The organism is Actinoallomurus vinaceus (genome assembly GCF_039542055.1).
GTDB lineage: Bacteria > Actinomycetota > Actinomycetes > Streptosporangiales > Streptosporangiaceae > Actinoallomurus > Actinoallomurus vinaceus.
This window is the reverse complement of the sequence record NZ_BAABHK010000004.1, coordinates 460,540-480,271: the sequence shown is the minus strand read 5'-3', so window position 1 is coordinate 480,271 and position 19,732 is coordinate 460,540. Positions and strand designations below refer to the sequence as shown.

The following is a 19,732-nucleotide window of genomic DNA, read 5'->3' as shown; positions in this document are numbered from 1 at the left end:
CCGCCCACCGCCGGTTCTGCGGCGGTCAGTCCTCGCCGACGACCCAGCTGCGTCCCTTCCGGGACAGCCGCTCGATCAACGCGTCCGGGCCCTCGTCCTTGCCGAACTGCCGCTCCGCCTCGGTGATCGGCACGAGCCACAGCCAGTGCACCGGGTCACCGCCGAACGAGAAGCCGCTCATGTCCGGCGCGGCCGGCCCTTTGAGACGGCTCGGGTCGTCGAGCAGCAGCACGCCCTCCCAGCTCGGTCCGAGCGGGAAGGTCTTCGCCTCGTGGTACCACTTCACGTTGTCGCCCGGAGCGAAGGACGTGACCGCGCGCCACGGGTACTGCGCCAGCCAGGGGAAGATGCTGCCGGCGCGCTGGCTGGGCAGGGTGGTCGCCACGGCGAGCTCGATGCGGGCGTGTTCGGTCACGTCATCTTCGTACAGCTCGACGGTGGGCATCCGCTGGCAGCTCATGCCGACCGTGCTGAGCACCCGGTAGGAGCGGTCGTCCATCGGGGGACGTTCGGAGACCCCGACGACGGGCTGCTCGCCTCCGGAGCCCGGTCCCTGGCCCGCGCGGGCCCGCCACTGCCGGCCCACGTCGTGCCAGTAGTACCCGCCGGGGCCGAGCCGGCCCAGCAGATGCCCCAGCACCGACTGCTGGAAGCCCTCCCAGGCGCCCTCTCCCTTCCGCCACTCCCAGAACGCCTGCGCCTGCAGGATCCGCGGCCCCAGGTCCTCGATCTCGTCGTCCAGCGCGAACGCGAACGGGCTCTGGCCGATGGCCTCCCGGCTGTACCCGGGCAGTCCGCGGTCCATGTCCGACCAACCGGGGATCACGCAGAGAGGCTGCCCGTCCTCGAGCAGCGCCGCGCCGTCGCCCTCCTCGAGCCAGACGACCGTGAGCGACCGCGGGTCGGGCGCCGACCGCCCCTTGGCGTGCTTGGTGTGGCCCGTCGGCATGGCGGGGACCAGCCCGGCGTTCAGCCGCGCGAGGTCGGGGTGGGACGAAGCGTCCTGGTGGTTGGCGATCCAGGCCGCGGCCACGGTATGCCCGTCGCTCCTGCGGAGGTACGCCGCCGTCGCGACGTGATCGGACTCCACTTCGAGGACACGGCTTCCGTAGGGGCTGGTGTCACTGATCAGGACACGAGTCTCCTGCGGCGTTCTGCGCAATACCGGCATAGAGGGGACTGTAGTGAGTGTGCGGCCCCCGCCGTGGCATTGACGTCGTCCCCGATGAAATGTGCTCCCGGCAGGGTCCGCCCGCGGACGCGCCGACGTACGAAGCTCTCCCCGGCGTCTGCCACACTGGAACGGACATGCCCGCTCAGCTCACCTTCGCCGCTCCGCGCCGGGCGAAGCCCCCACGTCACCTCGCCGACCTGTCCTGGGACGAGCGGCGAGAGGCCGTCGGCGCGCTCGGCGAGAAGCCGTTCCGCGCCGACCAGCTGTCGCGCCACTACTTCGGCAGGCTCGCCGACGATCCGTCGGACATGACGGACCTGCCGGCCGCCCTCCGGGACCGCCTCGTCGCCGAGCTGCTGCCCTCCCTGCTCACCTCGGTGAGCGATCTGACGTGTGACAACGGCGCCACGCGCAAGACGTTGTGGAAGGCGTTCGACGGCACGCTCGTCGAGTCGGTGCTCATGCGCTATCCGGACCGGGTCACGATGTGCGTCTCCTCCCAGGCCGGCTGCGGCATGAACTGCCCGTTCTGCGCCACCGGCCAGGCGGGACTCACCCGCAACCTGTCGACCGCCGAGATCGTCGAGCAGGTCATGGCGGGCGCCCGGGCGCTCGACCGCGGCGAGATCGCCGGCGGCGCCGGCCGGGTCAGCAACATCGTCTTCATGGGCATGGGCGAGCCGCTCGCCAACTTCTCCGCCATCGTCCGGGCGATCCATCGGCTCAGCGACCCGAGCCCGCAGGGACTGGGCATCTCCCAGCGGAACATCACCGTGTCCACGGTGGGTCTCGTCCCGAAGATCAACCAGCTCGCCGACCTGGACCTCAAGGTGCGGTTGGCGGTGTCCCTGCACGCGCCCGACGACGAGCTGCGCGACGAGCTCGTGCCGATCAACACCCGCTGGAAGGTCAGGGAGGTCCTCGACGCCGCGTGGGCGTACGCCGACCGCACCCGGCGCCGGGTGTCGATCGAGTACGCCCTGATCCGCGACATCAACGATCAGGCGTGGCGCGCCGACCTGCTCGGCCGGCTGATCAAGAGCCACCCGGTGCACGTCAATCTGATCCCGTTGAACCCGACGCCGGGTTCGAAGTGGACCGCGTCGCGGCCGTCGGACCAGACGGAGTTCGTCCGCCGCCTGGAGGCCCACGGCGTCCCCGTCACCGTACGCGACACGCGCGGTCAGGAGATCGACGGAGCGTGCGGCCAGCTGGCGGCCAAGAGCATCGAGCAGCCGGTCGCCGTCCTGCCGGAGCGGGCGCTCCCCGTCCTGCCGGACCGGCCGCTCCCTGAGAACGGCCGGCTTCCCGCCCCCGAGTAACGTCCCGCCGGGTCAGTGGGGCTGGTCCGTGGCGGGTACGGCGGCCAGCAGACGCCTGGCCTCGGCGGCGAACTCCGCGTCGCAGAGCACGTCGTACCGCTCGGCCACCACGGCGCTGGTCGACGCGAACGTCCGCCGCCGCACCATGTGCGTCACCGCCCCGAAGATCGCACCGAAGATCGCGCCCAGGACGATCGCGGAGATCACCGCGCCCACCACCCACGGGCTGACGATCCAGAAGACCACGCCGATGAGCAGGCCGATCCAGGCGCCGGAGCTCAAGCCCGCCAGCAGCGCCTTGCCGAGCGTCCACCGGCCGAGGATCCGCTCCTCGAGCCTCAGCCCGGAACCGACGATCGAGACGTGCTCCACCGGGAAGTTGCGTTCCGCCAGTATGTCCACCGCACGTTGCGCGGCCTCGTGGCTCGTGTAGCCGCTGAGCACCACTTTCTGCGGTCCGGCTGTGTTCCCCGTCGTCATACCTCAGTCCCCCCGGTCCGTGTGACGACCTCCTTGACAGATTTCCCCAGGTCCGGCAGCTACACCCCTTTTTCGGCCATGCGGTGCCGTCGTCACCTTGATTTGGGTGAGAATGCGGCTATGCCGGAGTTCCCGATCGCCCTTCGCGGTTATCACCGTCACCAGGTGGACGCGTTCATCGCCCGCGTCGAGGGGACTCTGGGCCGCGCGCAGTTGTTCGCGCCGCCGGTCACCGTCGCCGAGATCGGCCAGGTGCGGTTCGCCGTCACCCTGCGCGGCTACCGGGGAAGCGCCGTCGACGAGCGGCTCGAGGAGTACCTGCGCGAGTTCGAGACGAAGGAGAACGCCAGGCGGCGCCGCCTGGCCGCCGCCGAAGCGGACCGGCTCGCCGGACTGGTGCGCAACGTCCGGTTCGTCACGACCCGGCTGACGGAGGGATACGACGAGGGGGAGGTCGACTCCTTCCTCGACACGATGCTCGTCGCGTTGCGCGGCCGTACGGCACGGTCGGCCGACGTACGGGCGGCGCGTTTCGCGACGACCCGGTTCCGGCCCGGGTACAGCCAGCCCGACGTCGACGGCTTCCTCGAGCACCTGGCGGCCGAGATCGACCGCCTGGGCTAGAGGTCAGTCAGGCGCGGGTGCGCCGGAGCCGGGTGTACAGCGCCGCGGCGAGCGCCGTCCAGGCGAGCGTGCGCAGGGCGAACCACGGCAGGCCGCTCGTGAACGCGGACGCCCCGCGACCGGCCGCACCCATCCACTCGATCATCGGGACGGTGAGGACCCGCAGTGGGCCGAGTCCCAGCAGCAGGTCGGCCACGTAGACGCCGAGCAGCACGAGGATCGACCGGCCGGGGGAGGGGATGATCGCCCGGCTGGTGAGCGCCCCGAGCGCCGTCGCGGCCAGCGCCGACAGCAGCATCAGCCCGACCGCCAGCAGCAGCACCGAGGGCCGGACGCCGTACCGCATCGCCTCCGCGAGGGGATACGCCGAGGCGACCAGGGCCAGGCAGGCCGCGAACCCCGAGGCCGCGATCAGCCCGCAGGCCGCCGCCCGCGACCATCCGAGGGCGACCGCGCCGATCTGCCGCTGGGCGTCCGGTTCGGTGTCGAGCAGCCCGCGCCCCGCCCAGGCGTAGATCGGGAAGCTCAGCGCGGCCAGGTCACCGAACGCGGTCAGCGCGCCGGACCGTACCTGGGCCGTGGTGCCGCCGAGCGGGGCGGAGAAGACGATCCCCAGCAGGAGCGCGAGCGCGAGCACCGGATGCAGGGCCCGCGTCGACCGCGCGTACCCGCTGAGCTGGAACCGCATCGCCGCGATCATCGGCACCTCGCCTCGTAGCCGTCCGCCTTGAGGCGGGTCACCAGGTCCTCGGCCTGGGAGCGGGGCAGGACCACCTCGACCACGGCGTGCTCCTCGGTGAGGTCTCCGTCGGTCACCGTCCCCTCGGCGACCTGCCAGCGCATCACCCCGGGAACCTCCCGGAGGTCGCCCTGGTGGTCGCTGACGATGACGGTCGACCCCTCGGAGGCGAGTTCGGCCAGCAGGGCCGGGAGCGCTGTGCGCGTCCGCGCGTCGAGGCCCGCGAACGGCTCGTCGAGGATGAGCAGCCCGGGCGCGGCGAGCAGCGCCTGGATGAGCCCGGCCTTGTGCGCGCTGCCCTTGGACAGGTCGGGCAGGCGGGTGTCCAGGAGGTCGGTGAAGCCCAGCCGCTCGGCCCAGTCGCCGATGTGCGCCGGCGGCACGCCGCGTACGGCGGCCATGTGCCCGAGGTAGGCCCGCGCGGTGAACGGCTGACCGGCCGGGAACCGCTCCGGCGCGTACCCCACGGCGGACGGGCGGCCGGTGACGCTTCCCCGCACCGGTGGCACGACTCCGGCGACGAGCCGGAGGAGCGTTGATTTGCCCGCTCCATTGCGGCCGTTCACCTCGATGATCCGGCCACGGGGTACGGTCAGCGTCACGTCGTGCAGCACCCACGGAGCACGACGGCGATAGCGGAAGGCGACTTGATCGAAGCGCACAGGCCAGGAGCCTATTCGCGCCGAATAAGAGGACCGTAAGCGGAAGAATGCCCATCATGGACTGCCTGTTCTGCGAGATCGTGAAGGGGGAGCGGCCCGCTCACGTGGTACTCGACGACGGTCCCGTCGTCGCGTTCCTGGACGCCCGCCCGCTGTTCAAGGGGCATACTCTCCTGGTGCCGCGAACCCACTACGAGACCCTCGCGGATCTGCCGGCCGACCTGCTCGAGCCGCTGTTCGCCGCCGGGCAGCGGCTGTCCGTCGCCATGGAGACGGCGCTCGCCGCGGCCGGGTCCTTCGTCGCGGTGAACAACCGGATCAGCCAGAGCGTGCCCCACCTGCACGTCCACGTCGTGCCCAGGAACCGCAAGGACGGCCTGCGCGGCTTCTTCTGGCCTCGGACCAAGTACGACTCCGACGACGAGGCCCGCGCGTACGCCGACCGTCTCCGCGGTGCGCTCGGATGATCACGATGTCGGCCGAGACCGCCGGCCCGGAGGTACGGCCGGGACGCCCCCGCCGCGAAGCGGTTACCGTCGGGGCCCTCGTCGTGGCCGCCGCGGCGGCGTACTCGGTGTTCGCGCTCGTGCGGTACTGGACCTTCCGCACCACGACGTACGACCTGGTGATCTTCGATCAGGCGGTGCGCTCGTACAGCCACCTTCACCTGCCGGTCGCGATCGTCAAGGGCGTGCACAACGGCTTCGGCCCGCACTTCACGGTGCTCGGCGACCACTTCTCGCCGATCCTCGCCGTGCTCGCGCCGCTGTACTGGATCCACGACGGGCCGCAGACGCTCCTCATCGCCCAGGCGGTGCTCCTGGCGCTGACGATCGTGCCGCTGTGGGCGTTCACGCGGCGGCGGTTCGGGGTGTGGGCGGCGCACTGCGTCGCGGGCGCGTACGCGCTGGCGTGGCCGGTGGCCGAGACGGTCGCGTTCGACTTCCACGAGATGGCGTTCACGCCCGTCCTGTCCATGCTGATGCTCGAACGCCACGACGCCGGGCGGCGGTGGCAGTGCGCGCTGGCCGCGGGCGCGCTGCTGCTGGTCAAGGAGGATATGGGCCTGCTCGTCGCCGGCTTCGGGCTCTACCTGCTGACGCGTCCGGGGGAGCGGCGCCTGGCGGCCGCCTTCGTGGGCGCCGGCCTGGCGTGGACCTGGCTGGCCTCCCGGGTGCTGATCCCGGCGTTCGGCGGCTCGGCGGACTACTACTGGGCCTACGACGCGCTGGGCAAGGATCTGCCGCACGCCGCCCTGCACGCCCTGACGCACCCGTGGACGGCGCTGAAGCTGCTCGTGACGCCGGGCGTCAAGGCGTCGACGATGGGATGGCTCATCCTGCCGCTGCTCCTCGTCCCGCTGGCCTCACCGATCACTCTGGCGGTGCTGCCCCTGCTGGCCGAGCGGATGCTCGCGAACCGCTTCGGGAACTGGTGGGAGCCGAGGTTCCATTACAACGTCGCGCTGACCGCCCTGCTCGTCGCGGCGGGCGTGGACGGGGCCTGCCGGCTGTCCCGGCTCCGGCCGCCCGGCCTGCGCGGGCGGCGGCTGCGGGTGGACCTCGTGTGGCCGGTGGCGGCGCTCCTGGCCGCCGCCCTCGTCGTTCCGCGCTTCTCGTTCAAGCACTTCTTCGAACCGGCGTTCTACCGGCGCGACGCACACGCGCAGGCCGCCGCCGCGGCGGTCGCCGTCGTACCCCGCGGCGTGCTGGTCGAGGCCGCCAACGTCGTCGGGCCCGAGCTGTCCGGACGGACCCGCGTGCTGCTGTGGGACACCAAGGTTCGCTGGGCGCCCTGGGTCGTGGCCGACACGGCCCGCACGACGTTCCCCTTCCCGTGGGTGGGCGAGCAGCGCGGCCGCGTACGGTACCTGCTGCGGAAGGGCTACCACGTCGTCCTGAGCCGGGACGGCTGGGTCGTCCTGAACCGCCCCGGCGCCACCCCCGACCTGCGCGCCACCCGGTGAACCGCGATGCCCGACGTGCGCCACCCGGTCGACCGGGACCGTTCGGACGTCACCCGGTGAACCGCCGCGCGCCGTGACGGTCCACCGGGTGACGGGTTCACTCGGTGCGGAGCCGTTCGGGCGCGATCGCGCGGCGGAGCCGGCGCCGGGAGGCCGTCGTGACCAGGACCGCGGCCACGACGCCCAGCCCGCCCATGAGCAGCGAGTGCCCGATCGTCAACAGGGACCAGACGCCCTGGATCGCGACACCCCCGGCCAGGGTCACCAGGCTGGCGGCCACGGCGAGGCCGCAGACGGGAACGGAGGCGATCAATCCCTGGCGGGTGAGGACACGGCGTAGCTCCCGTTCGGACGCGCCGCCGGCGCGGAGGGCGGCCAGCACCGGACCGCGTTCGAGGAGCGACTCGGCCTGGTGCACGAGGAGGGCGGCGGCCGCCACGACGATCGCCACCAGCAGGGCCAGGCTGACGAGCACGAAACTCGTCACCCAGAACGGATCGGGGTGCCGGCCGATGGCCAGGAAGTCCGCCTCGACCAGGCCCACCCCCGTTCCGACCGAGACGGTGAGCCCGACGACGGCGAGGGCCCGGCCCCACGGACGGGCGTCGGCCTCCAGGGCGCGTGCTGCCAGCAGGGTCTCCGCCGAGCCGGCCCTGCGCCCGACCCACCGTGCCGCGAACCAGACCATCCACGCGGCGGACCGCATCAGGGCGACCGGCACGAGGACCAGGCTCAGGGTCATCAACAGCCGTGCGCCGTCGGAGAAGAAGCCGGCATCCCCCAGGGCGGCGAGCAGCCAGACCGCGAGGTATATCGTGCACGGCGGCACGAGGAGCAGGAGGCCGTACCAGCGCGGCGGACGGACGTTGGCGCGACGCGTCACGCCGAGCGGCGTGGCGATGACGTGGCCCCCGGCGCGCATGCCGGAGATCGCCGCCGCGACGATCACGAGCGCCATCGCGGCCAGGCCCCACAAGGGCGGGACGTCGACGTCGGCACGCGATCCCGGCGGCAGCAGACTGCGGGCGGCCAGCTGGAGGAGGAGGTACGACGCGGCGCCGACGACCGCGCCGAGCGCGGCCGTGCGGGTGACCTCGATCGCCCCGAGGACGCGCACCTCGCGCGGCGTGGCTCCCGCCAGGCGCAGCGCGGACAGCCGTCGCTCCCGGTCGGCGGCGGCCAGCCGTCCCGACTGGTAGAGGAAGGCCGCGACCGGGAGGAGCAGCAGCGCTATCCCGAAGGCGGAGCCGCCCCGCGTGCCCGGGTCGGCGATCGGGCCGAAGCGCTGGTCGAGCTGCCCGTGCAGGGCGAGCACGTTGGCCGCGCCGAACAGGAACCAGGTGGCCAGCGCCGCCCCGACCGCCATCAGCCGCACACGGGCGCGCTCCGGCGGTGAACCGCCATGGCCGAGCATTCCCGCCACGGTCAGGAGCGCCCTCATGCCATCACCCCACCGACCAGGGCACCGTCGCGGAGCACGATCTCCCGGTCGGCGTGCGCCGCCACCTGGTTGTCATGCGTCACGATCACGACGGTCGCCTTGTTCGCCCGCGCGGCGCCCATCAGCAGCGACAGCACCCGCTCCCCGGCGACCGAGTCGAGCGCGCCGGTCGGCTCGTCGGCGAAGATCACCTTCGGGGTCGTGACGAGCGCCCTGGCGATCGCCACCCGCTGGAGCTGGCCCCCGGACAGCTCCGCCGGACGGGATTCGGCGACGTCTGCGGCGCCCACCTCGTCGAGCCGGCCGAGCGCGACGGTCGTCGCCTCGGCGCGCCCCCGCCCGGCGAACAGCAGCGGCAGCGCGACGTTCTCCACCGCGGTCAGCTCGGGAACGAGCCGGTCGAGCTGGAAGACGATCCCGAAGTCCTCCCGCCGGAGCCGGGTGCGGGCCGTCTCGTCGAGATCGTCGATCCGCCGCCCGGCGTAGTGCACCTCACCGCTCTCCGGCGACATGATCCCGCTCAGGCAGTGCAGGAGCGTCGACTTGCCCGATCCGCTCGGCCCCGTGATCGCGACCGTCTCCCCGCTCTCGATGGTCAGGGAGACGCCGCGCAGGGCGTGCGTGCGGCCGAAGGCCTTCTCGACGTGGCGGGCTTCCAACAAGGTCATGACCGGATCTCCTGAATGAGGTCGTCGATACGCTGCCGGGCCGTCTCCATCCAGCGCAGGTCGGCGTCGAGGTGGTGCAGGGCGTAGTCGGCTGCCAGGAGCTCGCCCACCGAGACTCCTGCCGCGCGCTTGCGGGCCGTCAGCTCGCGCATCCGTTCCAGGTGCGCGGCCCGCTGCCGCAGGAGGTAGGTGTCGGCCGCGCCCTCGGCGACCAGCGCCATCACCACCCGGCTGAACAACGGGCTGGAGACGTACGGCGCGGGCGGCTCGACCTCGGCGAGCCAGCGGCGGACCTCCGCCGTGCCCTCCTCGGTGATCTCGTAGACGGTGCGCTCGGGACCGGCCTCCTGCACCGTCCCGGCGACGGCCACCCGGCCGTCGCGCTCCAGTCGCTGCAGGGTCGCGTAGACCTGCCCGTACGCGAGCGGCCGGGCGCCCGGAAGCCGCTCGTCGTGCTCGCGTTTGAGTTCGTATCCGTGCTTCGGGCGCTCGGTGAGCAGCCCGAGCAGGATGTGCCCGGTCGACATGGCTCGACTATACACTCGATGTATTCATTGAATGAATAGCTTGCCCTGAAGCGCGAATGAAGACGGGCTGGCCAACGCCGTGGAAGCAGGCGACGATGGAGCCCGTGGCACCGACGAACATCAGCCGCCGCGGCCCGAACGGGATCGTCTTCGTGGACTGCTCGGACGTGGATGATGGCGTTTTCGACCGGACGTACCGGGACGTGCTGCAGCCGGCGTTTCGACCCGCGGAGCTCGACACCCTCGATGCCATGCGGACGGCTTTCCGCACTCCCTTCCCCGGCCGATTCGGCACGATCGCGCTCCGGTCCGGCGAGCCGGTGGCCGCCGCCCTCGCCGAGTACGACGCCGCGAGCGAGGTGCTTCTCCTCGGCTACCTGGCCGTGCGTTCGGATCAGCGAGGCCGGGGAACGGGCAGCGCGCTGCTGTCCGACTCCCTGCCCCGCTGGCGGGAGAACGCCCGTCCCGTGGCCGTCCTGGCGGAGGTCGAGGATCCCCGCTGTTACGAAGCGGGTCCGTACGGGGATCCGGCGGCCCGGCTTCGGATGTACGAACGGGTCGGATGGCGGCTGCTCCCCGTACCGTACTTTCAGCCCGCCCTGGGACAGGGCCTGCCGAGGGTCCGCGGGCTGCTGCTGATCGGCCATGCCCTCGACGGGGCCGCCGTTCCCGGCGCCCACCTCGTACGTTTTCTCGACCGCTACCTCGCCGAGTGCGAGGGCCCCGAGGCCGTTCGCTCCGACGCGGAGTATCTGGCGCTCCGTAAGCGGATCGAGTCATGGCCCGGTGAGGTGCCGCTATGGCCGATGTCACGCCTGAGCGAGGTGCCGCTTGCCCGTCACGGATGAGGACACGTGCGCACGAATCGGGCGTGGCGACGCGTCGGCAGTCTCCGAACTGCTCGAACGTGACCACGCGGTGGCCGACCTGCTGTTCCGCGCGTCGTCGGCGCAGAGCGTCGGAGACGGCGCGCTGAAGAGCGCCTGGGCCACGCTGATCGAGGACATCCGCTCCGGCCTGGTCACCGGATGCCTGCGCGCCGCCCTGCTGGAGCGTGTGATCTTCGCACTGGACGATCGTGGTGAGTTCGATACGGCGCGGACGCCCGCGCTGCCGGGACGCGGCGCGTTCCTCGCCGCGGACGACCGCTGGGCGGGCTGGTGGGCCGACGAGCCCGTCCCCTGGCCGGAGGGCGCCGAACCCACTCCCGCCCAGGTGCTGACCGTCCTGCGCCGCATCCCGCTGAGCCTTCGCGTTCTGCTCGTGGTGCGCGACGTCGCGCACCTGCCCGCGGCACAGGCCGAACGGATCGTCAATCGCCCCTCGGACCGGCAGGCGCCGGCCCTGGAGGCCGCGCGGGACGCGTACGTCGCGTACGTCGATGAGGAGGTGGCGCGAGGATGCGGGCCGCGGACATGAGCTGTGACCTTGTCGCGGGGCTCATGAGCCGGTGGTGGGACGGCGTCATGGACGACCGCGACCGGGACGCGTACGAGCAGCACCTGCTGTTCTGCCCGCCCTGCATGGTTCAGAACGACAAGGCGCGGATCGCCCTGACGGCCCTGGCCCGGGCCGCCCGCGAGCCGGTGCCCGCGGACCTCCGCCGTGACCTCGTCGCCCTTCTGCGGCCGATGCCGTGACGTACTTCAAGTTCCTGCGCCCGGGCGCCGTCAGCCCGTTCACCCGATACGTCTGGCCGGTCGGGGAATGGGTGTCTGTGGATGCCACGGACCTCTGCCGAAGCGGCTTCCACGCCTGCGCGCTCGCCCACCTTCCGTACTGGCTCGGCGAAGAGCTGTGGGAGGTGGAGCTCGCCGCGCCCGTCGAGGAGTCGCGGCACAAGGTCGTGGCGCGCCGAGCCCGCCTGCTCTCCCGTGTCGAGGCGTGGACGCCGGCGGCGGCGCGCGACCTGGGGGCCGCGTGTGTCGCCCGGACGATCGGTCACGCGGTGGCCGAGCTGGCGGAAGCCGGCCTGCGTGAGATCGCGCGCCGCCTGCGGGACGCCGAAGACGCGGAGATCGCCGTGGCCGCCGCTCACTGCGCCGAGCAGGCATCCGCGAAGGGTGCCTGGCAGGCCGTCACGCTGTGCGGCTACGTATCGGACGCGATCGAGGCGCTGGAGGCGTACCCGGTCGCGTCGACGGCCTACATCGCGGCCCGGGCGGCCGACCAGCGCACCACCGCCGAGTCGGATGACCCCTATGCGGCGGAACGCGCCTGGCAGGCCGGTTGGCTGGCGACCAGACTGCGGCTCGATCGCTCCTCCTGAGGCGGGGAGGGCGCGGTCCGTCAGGCCGGGGGACGGTCGCGCCCGATGAGGTCTTTCAGGCCGGCCATCGGATCGGGGACGTCCTCGGCGAGCAGCCGCCATTCGCTCATGAAGGGCGACTTCTTGGTGCGCAGTTCGTCCTCGGCCGGCCCACGCGGGAACAGCGACGCGCTCGGTTCCGCCCTGTGGGGGTCGGGCGTCCGTCGCCCGGCCGCCCATCCGGGCGGGAGTTCGCCGCGTAGCGTGGCGACGAACCGATCCCGGTCGTCGCCGTCCGGCAGCGCCTCGATGGCCTGACCCGCTCTCGTCGTGATCTCGATGTAGACCTGCCGGGTGTACTCATCCGGTGGATGCGGATCGCCGTGGAAGAGGTAGGCGTGGCATACCGCGCGGCCGTAGGCGATCGCGGCCTCGCGAGCATCGCCACTCAGCCAGGACGCGTCGGCTCGTATCCGGTGCAGGTTGGCGAGGATCTCGTGGTCCCACTCATCCGTCCGGGCGGCGAGGTCGCGTGCCCGCTCGGCCGATCTCGACACGAATTCCGCCGCCTCGTCCGGCCTGCCTCGCTCGACGGCCAGATCGGCGGACTCCAACAGGACCCACGCCGCGTCCCAGTCGCTCCCGAGCCGGTCGAATGCCTCGAGCGACCTCTGGTAATACAGGTCGGCCCGTGGGTCGGCGGGGTCGCGGAATCGACGGGTATGGGCGAGGATGACGTCGGTCAGCGCCCCTGCCCGTGCCCTGTCGAGCTGTTCCGAGTCGGACAGCCCCCGGCGGTGCGGCCGGTCCAGTTCGCACAGGTCCTTGATGAGGAGAATCTGGTCGCGCAGCTCGTCCCAGGGCGCGTCCTGCGGCTTGATGTACCCAGTGGGGTAGTTGTCCAGCAGGAAGGTGAGCGCGTCCAGGAGCTGCCGATCCGGTGAGTCGCTCTCCTCTATCGGCAGAGGTCGTCCTTGCGCATAGGCCCGCCATATCGCCGCGCTGCGTTCCCAGTCGTCGAGCAGCCGGCGGTTGAACGGAAACGGCAGGTAGACCCCCCACCACCAGAAGGCGTCGAGGAACACCAAGGTGAAGCGGGCACGGGTGATCTCCCGCCGTTCGGTGAACCGACTCGAGTGGCGGAGCCACTCCCGTTTGGCCGCCTGCCATTCCGCGTCCTCGTAGCGGAACCAGGAGCCGTAGCTGTCGTACGCTTCGTCCTCCCACCGCTCGAGGCGTTCGAACCAGTACTGGGCGGCGAGGCGGTGATAGTGCTGCCATCGCTCCTTGTCCGTGGTGCGCAGCCGCCCCGCGACCGACACGCGAATGAACTCGTGCAGGCGAAAGCGGTCCGCCGGCTCGCCCGCCATCACCGGCACCGGCTTGACGAGCCGGTAGGCCCGGAGTTTGGAGATCACATCGCCGATCGGGTGCCGGGGAACGCCGTCGCCCCCGAGGAGCTGCGCGAGGAGGGGCCCGTCGAAGGAGGTCGTCAGCGCGGCCGCGTCGACGGCCTCCCGCAGCCGCGGTTCGTCGACGGCCCGGAGGATCAGGTGGACGAGCTCCGCCCAGCGTTCGTTCGGTGCTGCGGGGAGGTGTTCGAGGATCCGCCGCAGCCGCCGTGCGCTGAGGTCGGCGGGGCCGACCTCGCCGATCAGATCCGCGGCCAGCTTGACCCCGCCCGGGTGCCCGTCCGTGAACGTGTGCACCACGTCGGTGACCTGTGGCCGCGGTTTCTCATCGGGGAAGCGCCGGGCGAGATAGTCGTGCACCTCGTCCGGGCTGAAATTCGTGAGGTGGTGTTTGTGAAAGCGGTCCGAATCGGCGAGTACGTGCGCGGACGGCGTGCGCGCCAGCACGAGCAGGGTGTTCGGCAGGCGCAGCGCGGTACGCGCCATCCAGTGACCCAGCTCATCGTTGGCCACGCCCTGGAAGGTGTCGGCCGTGATGAGTACCCGGCGGTGCCTGGTGTAGGCCGCCCAGTCGCTGATGAACGCCTCGTCCAGCGCGCTCTGCATTTCCCGGATGCGCTGTCGGATGTATTCGTCTCCCAGACTGACGGCGTTGACGATCTCGCTGTCTTCGAAGTGCGACCCCCGCCCCAGCGCGACGTCGGTCTTGACGAAGAAGCTGTCGGCCAGCCTGCTCTGCTGTTGATGAGCGAGCCGGAATCGGTTGAAGCCATCCGTCCCGGCGTGGTCGACGAGGCGACGCATCAACCGCCGCGAGCAGTCGAATGTCGCCCACAGGACCTGCGCCGTGGCGGCGGGTCCAAAATCGTCGAAGAAGCCCTCGCCCAGTCCGTGGCGTGCCATGTCGAAGGTGAAGACCTGAGCACGGTCCAGTGCGCGCGCCTCGTCCGCCAGCCGTTCCAGGAACATCGTCTTACCGATGCCGTGGACGCCGATCACGTCCTGAACGATCCCATCACCGGCGGCCCGCAGGGTCGTCAGGGCACCCTGCAGTTCCGCGCGGCGGCCGACGAAAAGGTCCACGGCCATGTCCTCACCCACTGATCAGCGGTCACCGGGAGGAGGAGCCTCATCGGGGTGATTCCGCATGCCCGTGTTGAAGCGCGCACCTTTGATCTTGGATCCCCGTCTGGACCTGAACCTGGTCCGCGCCGAGGGACCCCACGTGTTGATGTGCACGTCCTCCACTTGGCTCCTGCCGCCGAGTCGGATATCGGACTCGGTGGTCGGGGGAGGAGTGTCCTTCCGGCGCGTACCGATGGTGAACGCCCGGATGAGACAGAGAATGAGGACGAGGCCGGTCAGCAGGAGTGCATAGAACCGGCCGCGATCGGGAGCGTAAACGGCTATCACGGCCAGGACGACGGCGGTTCCGATACCGACGAGGAGGAGGGGCTCGTTTTTAAGGCGCCGGATGACCTCGGTCGGTGCGTTGAGCAGTGGCCACCAGTCGGGCCGTCCTTCGCCGGAATCCTCAGCCATGAGCTCACTGTGTCATGCCGGGCATCGGTGGGCTCTAACCAATTGGGTAGCCATCCCTGTTGGGGATGCGTTTTTCCGATATTTGCGCCGACCGGAATGAGGAATTCCACTGCCGTACGGTCGGTCGCCGGGGTTTGTCGACGCGTATACGCCTCGCCGAAAAGGGGCGGGCCCCTGGAAGATGCCGCACTTCCAGGGGCCCGCGAGCGGGGCTCAGCGAGGGGGACTCAGTAGACGCTCACCCCGTACGCGCTGAGCGCTGCGGTGACCGGCTGGAAGAAGGTCGTCCCACCCGACGTGCAGTTGCCGCTGCCGCCGGAGGTCAGGCCCACGGCCGTGCTGCCGGAGTACAGCGGGCCGCCGCTGTCGCCACCCTCGGCGCAGACGTTCGTCCTGATCATGCCGGTGACGGTGCCCTCGGAGTAGTTGACCGTCTGGTTGAGGGCGGTGACGGATCCGCTGTGGATGCCGGTGGTGCTGCCCCGGCGCGACACCGACTCACCGACGTAGGCGTTGCCGGCCGACGTGATGTCCTGGCTGCCGACCTGGCCCGGGTGCGAGACGCCACTGGCGTAGGTGACGATCGCGTAGTCGTGGCCGGGGAAGGTGCTGGACCGGGTCGTGCCGATCAACGAAGTGTGGCTCGAGTTGCTGTACCAGCTGGACGCGATGTTCCCGCAGTGGCCCGCGGTCAGGAAGTAGTACGTGCTGCCGCTGACGACGTTGAAGCCGAGCGAGCAACGGTACTGACCGCCGTAGATCGCGTCACCGCCGGAGATCTTGGTGCTGAACACGCCGGGCACGTACTCCATGCGGACGGCGCCGCCGAGCTGCTGGGCCGCGGAGGTGACCTGGACGAGCTTGGACCCGGTCACCGAGCTGTCGACGGAGAGCACGACCTGGTCGGTCGTGGGGTCGACGGCCCAGGCCGTGCCCGGGACCTTCGCCGTACGGTCGAGGACGTTGATCGCCGACTGGAGCCGGGCTCCGCTGTACGGGACGACCTTGGGGACGGCGCCGGCCTGGCGCACGGCCGAGGCGTCCGACTTCGAGGTGACCGTCACCACGAGCTTCTTCGTGGAGTGGTCGAGGTACGAGCCTGCCGAGCGGGAACCGAGCCGCTGGGCGAGCTTCGTGGCGGTGTGCGACGGATCCGGCTGCGAGACGGACGCCTGGGCCGATGCTGCGAGAAGAGAACCGCCGATCAGGGTGACAGCGGCCGCGATCAGTCCAGCACGTCGGGGAGCAGTGAATCTCACACGAGCCTCCCTCAGGGGTGGCGGACACGCCCCGGTGGCGTGTCCGAGGGACGGCGTGGCAATGGCGCTCGGCTCACGGGCGGAGGGGGCCCGCCCGGGCGGGGTCGAGATCCGATTACCTGGCCTGCGCCAGATCCTCACAAACCTAGTCAAAAGCCGCAAGGTCAAACGTTAGTCCGGAATCGGTCACCCCATAAGCAGGCACATACTACTCGGTATCCGAGTCGGGTGAGCGCCGAAGCGGGTGCGGAGTCATGACCCTGGTCAAGTCCCCGGTCAGCGACGGTGCCCGGGCGGTCGACGGTTCTGGCCGCCGCCCGCCGAGGCGAAGGCGAAGCGGGACGGCAAGGGCGGGCCGAGGCGGCAAGGTGTACCGAGACGGCAAGGGTGGGCCGAGGCGGCAAGGGCGAACCAGGCCGCTCCGCTTTCGGCGGACTTTCCGCCTCCACCGGGCGCCGTGCGCCGCGTCATCCGTCCGGTACGGTCCGTCGACCACGCGGTCGGCGGTACCGTTGATGCCGCCGTGGCCGAGGTGCCCGATGCGCTTCGCGACGGTCGAGGTCAGGGCACTCGGACCGCCTGTCGTGGTCTGGGTGTGCGACCTTCCAGGCGGCCGCCGTGCGCCGCGTCACCGCGCGGGGGTGGCGTGCCGCTCCTCCACCGGTGGGAGGACCGGGGCTGTGAAGGTCAAGGGAACCTGAGAGTTCGCTGTGAGTCCCTGGGCCGAGCGTGGTAACGGCGTCGGTATATGAGAGTCTTGGCTAGCAATGGACCATCCGGAATTCACAGCATTTGTCCTGGTCGCGGGCCTGCTTCTGGCCGCGGCGGCGCAGTGGCGCGGCTGGCGTCCGTCCCTGCGCACCGCCCTCGCGGTGGGCATCGGCCTGCGGCTGACCCTGCTGATCTCCGCGTCCACCGACTCCTGGCAGCCGGTCGACTTCAACGAGGGTTTCAGGGCGGCCGGTCAGGCGATCCTGCACCACCAAGACCCCGTGCTGGCGAGCCAGGGATCGTGGCACTTCCTGCCGATGATCCCGTACTTCTACGCCCTCGCGCTGGCCACGGGCCTGCCGTGGGAGATCGCCGGCCGGCTCTGCACCATCATCGCGGACGTCGTGCTGATCGTCCTGGTCGGTCGCCTCGCCGGGCGCAAGTATGCGGCGGCGGCGCGGTTCCAGTACGCCTGCAACCCGATCGCCCTGATGGTCGCCGTCATCCACGCCCAGGTCGAGCCGATCTCCCTGGTCTTCCTCGTCGCCGCCTATCTCCTCGCGCGCTCGGCGCGGGCCGGCGCGGAGAACGGCGGGGCCGGACCGAACGGCGCGTGGGCGGGCGCCCTGTTCGGATTCGCGCTGTCGGCGAAGAGCTGGCCGATCATCCTGCTTCCGGTGGTCCTCGCGATGCTGCCCAACTGGCGGCAGCGCCTGTACGGGCTGGTCGCGGCCGGCGCCGTCCCCGTCTTCTTCCTGGCGACGCTTCCGCTGGTCGTGAGCTCCTCCTGGGCCGACATGCTCAACGTCGCCCGCTACCTCGGCGAGGTACGCCCCATCGTCGGCGAATGGGGCTGGACCGCCCTGATGACGCACGGCAACTGGACCCTCGCGCCGATGGCCGCCAAAGTCGGTCAGCTGATCCTGTACTCCACCATCGCCCTCGTCATATGGATGTGGTGGCGAGCGGATCGCATCGACCAGACCTCCGCGATCCTCCTGGCCTTCATGGTGGTCACGCCGCGGATGGGCGCGCAGTACCTGCTGTGGTTCGTGCCGTTCCTGTGCGCGCGACCGACGCGCTGGAGCCGGCCCGCCATGACCCTCGGCGCGGTCTGGGCGGGCATCGGGTACATCTACCTGACGCAGTTCGACGACACCGGATGGTGGGAGAACCACAGCTGGTGGGCGATGAGCTCGGTCGCGATCATCCCGCTGCTGGTGCTCGCCATGCCCTGGGCCCGACGCCGCCCGGAGACCGCCGACCGGCTCCCGACCCCCGACACCGAGCTGCTTCCCGTCACGAACGAAGTGAGCCCATCGCATTGAGCGCAGGATCATCGCCCCTTTGACGGTCGTGTGAAGGGGCGATGATCTCGCACTCAACGCTTCCCGTGCGGGCTACTGAACGGTGATACCGCCGAAGGAGAGGCCCGGGCCCTGGTGGCCCGTACTCGCGTAACGGCCCAGGTACAGATACTTGCCGCGGTAGCGCGCATCCTTGACGGTGACCGACTTGTCAGCTCCGTCGTAGCGGGTCACGGTGATCGACGACTTCGATACCGTGATGCGTAGCTTCGCGACGGTGCCCTTCTTCGGCGCGGGCGTCTTGACGCTCTTCAGCCGCGTCGTGTGCCCGGCGTCCTTCCGGTAGAGGATCAGCGTGCCGTCGCCGCGCAGAACGGCCAGGTAGCCGCCGTTCAACGGCGAGTCCGCGCTGCTGAACGCCGAGTCCCGGATCGCTGAGAAGTACGTTCCGCCCCAGCGGGTCTTGTCGTTGCCGAGAGCGTCCCACCGCATGTTCATGTGGAGTGTGTACGACTTGGACAGCGCCGCCCAGCCTTGCAGGGCCAGGAGGGGATAGTCGCCGACGTCGATGCGCCACCAGTTGGGAGCGACGAACCGGCCACGCTGCCGCACGCCGAGGGCCTCGGGGAACTGCGACTGGCTGATCTGCCCGTACCACCAGTTCTGTGTGCCGAATGAGTCGCGGGTGCGGCGGTAGCGTGCGACGTCACCGCGCACGTACGGCGGGTCGTTCGTGTCGATTCCCTGGACGCCCAGCTGGTAGAGCTGGTCCCGGCGGTACTGCCGGTTGACGTCGTAACACGTCACGATCAGTCCCGCGTGGACGTAGGAGGAGATCAGGCTGTCGGGCAACGCGGCCCACAGGGAGACCCGCTTGAGACCGTCCGACTTGATCGCCTCTGGCGTGTCGATCGTGGCCTGCTGAGCGCCGCCCACGATCACCTGCGTGGTGATGCCCGCCTGCTCGGCCAGGACGGCGTCGGAACGGGAGAACGTCTGCACCATCACCCTGCCGGTGAGGTCGCGCGCGGTGATCGCGGCGATGACCAGCTTCATCGCCGCGGTGTCCTTCGGATGGGCGAGCAGCAGCTTCTTACCCGCGAACTCGTCCAGCACCTGCTCGAACAGCAGCGGGTGTGCCGGGGCGGCCCTGCCGCCGAACCAGGACGGCGCGTCGATGACCAACTGCTGGAAGGCCGCACTGTCGTAGTCGGCGACCTTTCCGGTGGCGGTGGTGGTCCGGTCGACGGTCGGGTCGTGCATGACCCCGCCGACACCGTCCTTGAGCACCTGGATGTCGAACTCCAGGAGATCGGCGTCCGGATCGGCGACGCCGGCCTTGAGGGCCTGCTCGGTGTTCTCCGGGGCGAGGAACGCTCCGGCGTTCCGATGGGCGATGAAGAAGCGCTGGGGAAGATCTACGAGGCGCAGCGGACGAGCCGCTGATCGCTGAGGGGAGAGGGGAGCGGCCTGGACGGACGTGGCAGCACCGATGACGGTGAGTCCCACGGCCGCCAGGCTCAACATCGTTCTTCGCACAAGCAGCAGAGGCTAGACCGGATTGCTGCAATTGTCCGACGCGATATCAAAACGAGATTCGTGCTGCCTCCGTCGCGGCGAGTGACCTCGTCTGGTCACGGTGAGTGAAAA

At 70.6% G+C, this 19,732-nt stretch carries 19 protein-coding genes and 1 pseudogene; 9 read left to right on the top strand and 11 right to left on the bottom strand.

All coding sequences use genetic code 11. The features are described 5' to 3' along the window. Positions 1–25 precede the first annotated feature (25 nt). Entirely contained in the window at positions 26–1,171 is a 1,146-nt protein-coding gene (locus ABEA24_RS17425; RefSeq protein WP_345431903.1) for a suppressor of fused domain protein, read from the bottom strand. A 137-nt stretch (positions 1,172–1,308) separates the two neighbouring features. Here ABEA24_RS17425 and rlmN point away from each other — a divergent pair. Further along, positions 1,309–2,400 (top strand): annotated as a pseudogene (rlmN, locus tag ABEA24_RS17420) (dual-specificity RNA methyltransferase RlmN); the annotation flags it as partial. Between the two features lie 108 nt (positions 2,401–2,508). Here the strand turns inward: rlmN and ABEA24_RS17415 are convergent. Continuing rightward, a complete protein-coding gene (locus tag ABEA24_RS17415; protein WP_345431902.1) occupies positions 2,509–2,976 on the bottom strand; it encodes a general stress protein in 468 nt (155 codons plus the stop codon). A 120-nt stretch (positions 2,977–3,096) separates the two neighbouring features. Between ABEA24_RS17415 and ABEA24_RS17410 the strand changes: the two genes are divergently transcribed. After that, positions 3,097–3,600 (top strand): DivIVA domain-containing protein, encoded by a 504-nt coding sequence (locus ABEA24_RS17410; RefSeq protein WP_345431901.1) that lies wholly within the window; start codon positions 3,097–3,099, stop codon positions 3,598–3,600. 7 nt (positions 3,601–3,607) lie between these two features. Here ABEA24_RS17410 and ABEA24_RS17405 read toward each other — a convergent pair whose 3' ends face one another. Both ABEA24_RS17405 and ABEA24_RS17400 read right to left on the bottom strand, forming a co-directional pair. Further along, positions 3,608–4,288 carry a hypothetical protein gene (locus ABEA24_RS17405; protein ID WP_345431899.1) on the bottom strand — a complete coding sequence of 227 codons (681 nt, stop codon included), beginning with the start codon at positions 4,286–4,288 and terminating at the stop codon, positions 3,608–3,610. 8 nt (positions 4,289–4,296) lie between these two features. Beyond that, positions 4,297–5,001: an ATP-binding cassette domain-containing protein gene (locus ABEA24_RS17400; RefSeq protein ID WP_345431898.1), complete on the bottom strand. Its 705-nt coding sequence runs from the start codon at positions 4,999–5,001 to the stop codon at positions 4,297–4,299. Between the two features lie 56 nt (positions 5,002–5,057). On the opposite strand from ABEA24_RS17400, the gene ABEA24_RS17395 reads away from it, so the two are divergent. Both ABEA24_RS17395 and ABEA24_RS17390 read left to right on the top strand, forming a co-directional pair. Beyond that, complete coding sequence (locus tag ABEA24_RS17395) at positions 5,058–5,468, top strand: HIT family protein (RefSeq protein WP_345431897.1); 411 nt, start codon at positions 5,058–5,060, stop codon at positions 5,466–5,468. After that, positions 5,465–6,967: a DUF2079 domain-containing protein gene (locus tag ABEA24_RS17390; RefSeq protein ID WP_345431896.1), complete on the top strand. Its 1,503-nt coding sequence runs from the start codon at positions 5,465–5,467 to the stop codon at positions 6,965–6,967. Before ABEA24_RS17395 ends, ABEA24_RS17390 begins: the two co-directional genes overlap by 4 nt. 97 nt (positions 6,968–7,064) lie before the next feature. Here the strand turns inward: ABEA24_RS17390 and ABEA24_RS17385 are convergent, their stop codons facing one another. Genes ABEA24_RS17385 through ABEA24_RS17375 form a run of 3 tightly spaced genes read right to left on the bottom strand, consistent with a single transcriptional unit; the run spans position 7,065 to position 9,603 of the window. After that, entirely contained in the window at positions 7,065–8,408 is a 1,344-nt protein-coding gene (locus ABEA24_RS17385) for an FtsX-like permease family protein (RefSeq protein WP_345431895.1), read from the bottom strand. Beyond that, positions 8,405–9,076, bottom strand: coding sequence for an ABC transporter ATP-binding protein (locus ABEA24_RS17380; protein WP_345431893.1), 672 nt, complete (start codon positions 9,074–9,076; stop codon positions 8,405–8,407). The genes ABEA24_RS17385 and ABEA24_RS17380 overlap by 4 nt, the downstream gene beginning before the upstream one ends. After that, on the bottom strand, positions 9,073–9,603 hold the full coding sequence (locus ABEA24_RS17375) for a PadR family transcriptional regulator (protein WP_345431892.1): 531 nt from the start codon (positions 9,601–9,603) through the stop codon (positions 9,073–9,075). The genes ABEA24_RS17380 and ABEA24_RS17375 overlap by 4 nt, the downstream gene beginning before the upstream one ends. 104 nt (positions 9,604–9,707) lie before the next feature. Between ABEA24_RS17375 and ABEA24_RS17370 the strand changes: the two genes are divergently transcribed. Genes ABEA24_RS17370 through ABEA24_RS17355 form a run of 4 tightly spaced genes read left to right on the top strand, consistent with a single transcriptional unit; the run spans position 9,708 to position 11,872 of the window. After that, complete coding sequence (locus tag ABEA24_RS17370; RefSeq protein ID WP_345431891.1) at positions 9,708–10,451, top strand: GNAT family N-acetyltransferase; 744 nt, start codon at positions 9,708–9,710, stop codon at positions 10,449–10,451. Beyond that, positions 10,435–11,022 carry a hypothetical protein gene (locus tag ABEA24_RS17365; protein ID WP_345431890.1) on the top strand — a complete coding sequence of 196 codons (588 nt, stop codon included), beginning with the start codon at positions 10,435–10,437 and terminating at the stop codon, positions 11,020–11,022. Before ABEA24_RS17370 ends, ABEA24_RS17365 begins: the two co-directional genes overlap by 17 nt. Continuing rightward, entirely contained in the window at positions 11,019–11,243 is a 225-nt protein-coding gene (locus ABEA24_RS17360; protein WP_345431889.1) for a zf-HC2 domain-containing protein, read from the top strand. The genes ABEA24_RS17365 and ABEA24_RS17360 overlap by 4 nt, the downstream gene beginning before the upstream one ends. Next, a complete protein-coding gene (locus ABEA24_RS17355) occupies positions 11,240–11,872 on the top strand; it encodes a hypothetical protein (protein ID WP_345431888.1) in 633 nt (210 codons plus the stop codon). The genes ABEA24_RS17360 and ABEA24_RS17355 overlap by 4 nt, the downstream gene beginning before the upstream one ends. 20 nt (positions 11,873–11,892) lie before the next feature. Here ABEA24_RS17355 and ABEA24_RS17350 read toward each other — a convergent pair whose 3' ends face one another. From ABEA24_RS17350 to ABEA24_RS17340, 3 genes are all read right to left on the bottom strand, one after another. After that, a complete protein-coding gene (locus tag ABEA24_RS17350; protein WP_345431887.1) occupies positions 11,893–14,352 on the bottom strand; it encodes a tetratricopeptide repeat protein in 2,460 nt (819 codons plus the stop codon). A 15-nt stretch (positions 14,353–14,367) separates the two neighbouring features. After that, the gene (locus ABEA24_RS17345; protein WP_345431886.1) at positions 14,368–14,805 is read right to left on the bottom strand and encodes a hypothetical protein; all 438 of its coding nucleotides are present in this window, start codon (positions 14,803–14,805) and stop codon (positions 14,368–14,370) included. 227 nt (positions 14,806–15,032) lie between these two features. Beyond that, positions 15,033–16,064, bottom strand: a complete 1,032-nt coding sequence (locus tag ABEA24_RS17340; RefSeq protein ID WP_345431885.1) for a S1 family peptidase — start codon at positions 16,062–16,064, stop codon at positions 15,033–15,035. Positions 16,065–16,831: 767 nt separating this feature from the next. Between ABEA24_RS17340 and ABEA24_RS17335 the strand changes: the two genes are divergently transcribed. Further along, positions 16,832–18,103, top strand: coding sequence for a hypothetical protein (locus ABEA24_RS17335; RefSeq protein WP_345431884.1), 1,272 nt, complete (start codon positions 16,832–16,834; stop codon positions 18,101–18,103). A gap of 72 nt (positions 18,104–18,175) precedes the next feature. On the opposite strand, the gene ABEA24_RS17330 is transcribed toward ABEA24_RS17335, so the two are convergent. Next, a complete protein-coding gene (locus ABEA24_RS17330) occupies positions 18,176–19,591 on the bottom strand; it encodes a glycerophosphodiester phosphodiesterase (RefSeq protein ID WP_345431882.1) in 1,416 nt (471 codons plus the stop codon). Positions 19,592–19,732: the final 141 nt, after the last annotated feature.

Coding starts and splice junctions, on each gene's coding strand:
- ABEA24_RS17415 (WP_345431902.1), bottom strand. CDS start 2,976: ATGACGACGGGGAACACAGCCGGACCGCAGAAAGTGGTGCTCAGCGGC.
- ABEA24_RS17335 (WP_345431884.1), top strand. CDS start 16,832: ATGGACCATCCGGAATTCACAGCATTTGTCCTGGTCGCGGGCCTGCTT.
- ABEA24_RS17385 (WP_345431895.1), bottom strand. CDS start 8,408: ATGAGGGCGCTCCTGACCGTGGCGGGAATGCTCGGCCATGGCGGTTCA.
- ABEA24_RS17425 (WP_345431903.1), bottom strand. CDS start 1,171: ATGCCGGTATTGCGCAGAACGCCGCAGGAGACTCGTGTCCTGATCAGT.
- ABEA24_RS17375 (WP_345431892.1), bottom strand. CDS start 9,603: ATGTCGACCGGGCACATCCTGCTCGGGCTGCTCACCGAGCGCCCGAAG.
- ABEA24_RS17410 (WP_345431901.1), top strand. CDS start 3,097: ATGCCGGAGTTCCCGATCGCCCTTCGCGGTTATCACCGTCACCAGGTG.
- ABEA24_RS17345 (WP_345431886.1), bottom strand. CDS start 14,805: ATGGCTGAGGATTCCGGCGAAGGACGGCCCGACTGGTGGCCACTGCTC.
- ABEA24_RS17395 (WP_345431897.1), top strand. CDS start 5,058: ATGGACTGCCTGTTCTGCGAGATCGTGAAGGGGGAGCGGCCCGCTCAC.
- ABEA24_RS17390 (WP_345431896.1), top strand. CDS start 5,465: ATGATCACGATGTCGGCCGAGACCGCCGGCCCGGAGGTACGGCCGGGA.
- ABEA24_RS17360 (WP_345431889.1), top strand. CDS start 11,019: ATGAGCTGTGACCTTGTCGCGGGGCTCATGAGCCGGTGGTGGGACGGC.
- ABEA24_RS17380 (WP_345431893.1), bottom strand. CDS start 9,076: ATGACCTTGTTGGAAGCCCGCCACGTCGAGAAGGCCTTCGGCCGCACG.
- ABEA24_RS17350 (WP_345431887.1), bottom strand. CDS start 14,352: ATGGCCGTGGACCTTTTCGTCGGCCGCCGCGCGGAACTGCAGGGTGCC.
- ABEA24_RS17405 (WP_345431899.1), bottom strand. CDS start 4,288: ATGCGGTTCCAGCTCAGCGGGTACGCGCGGTCGACGCGGGCCCTGCAT.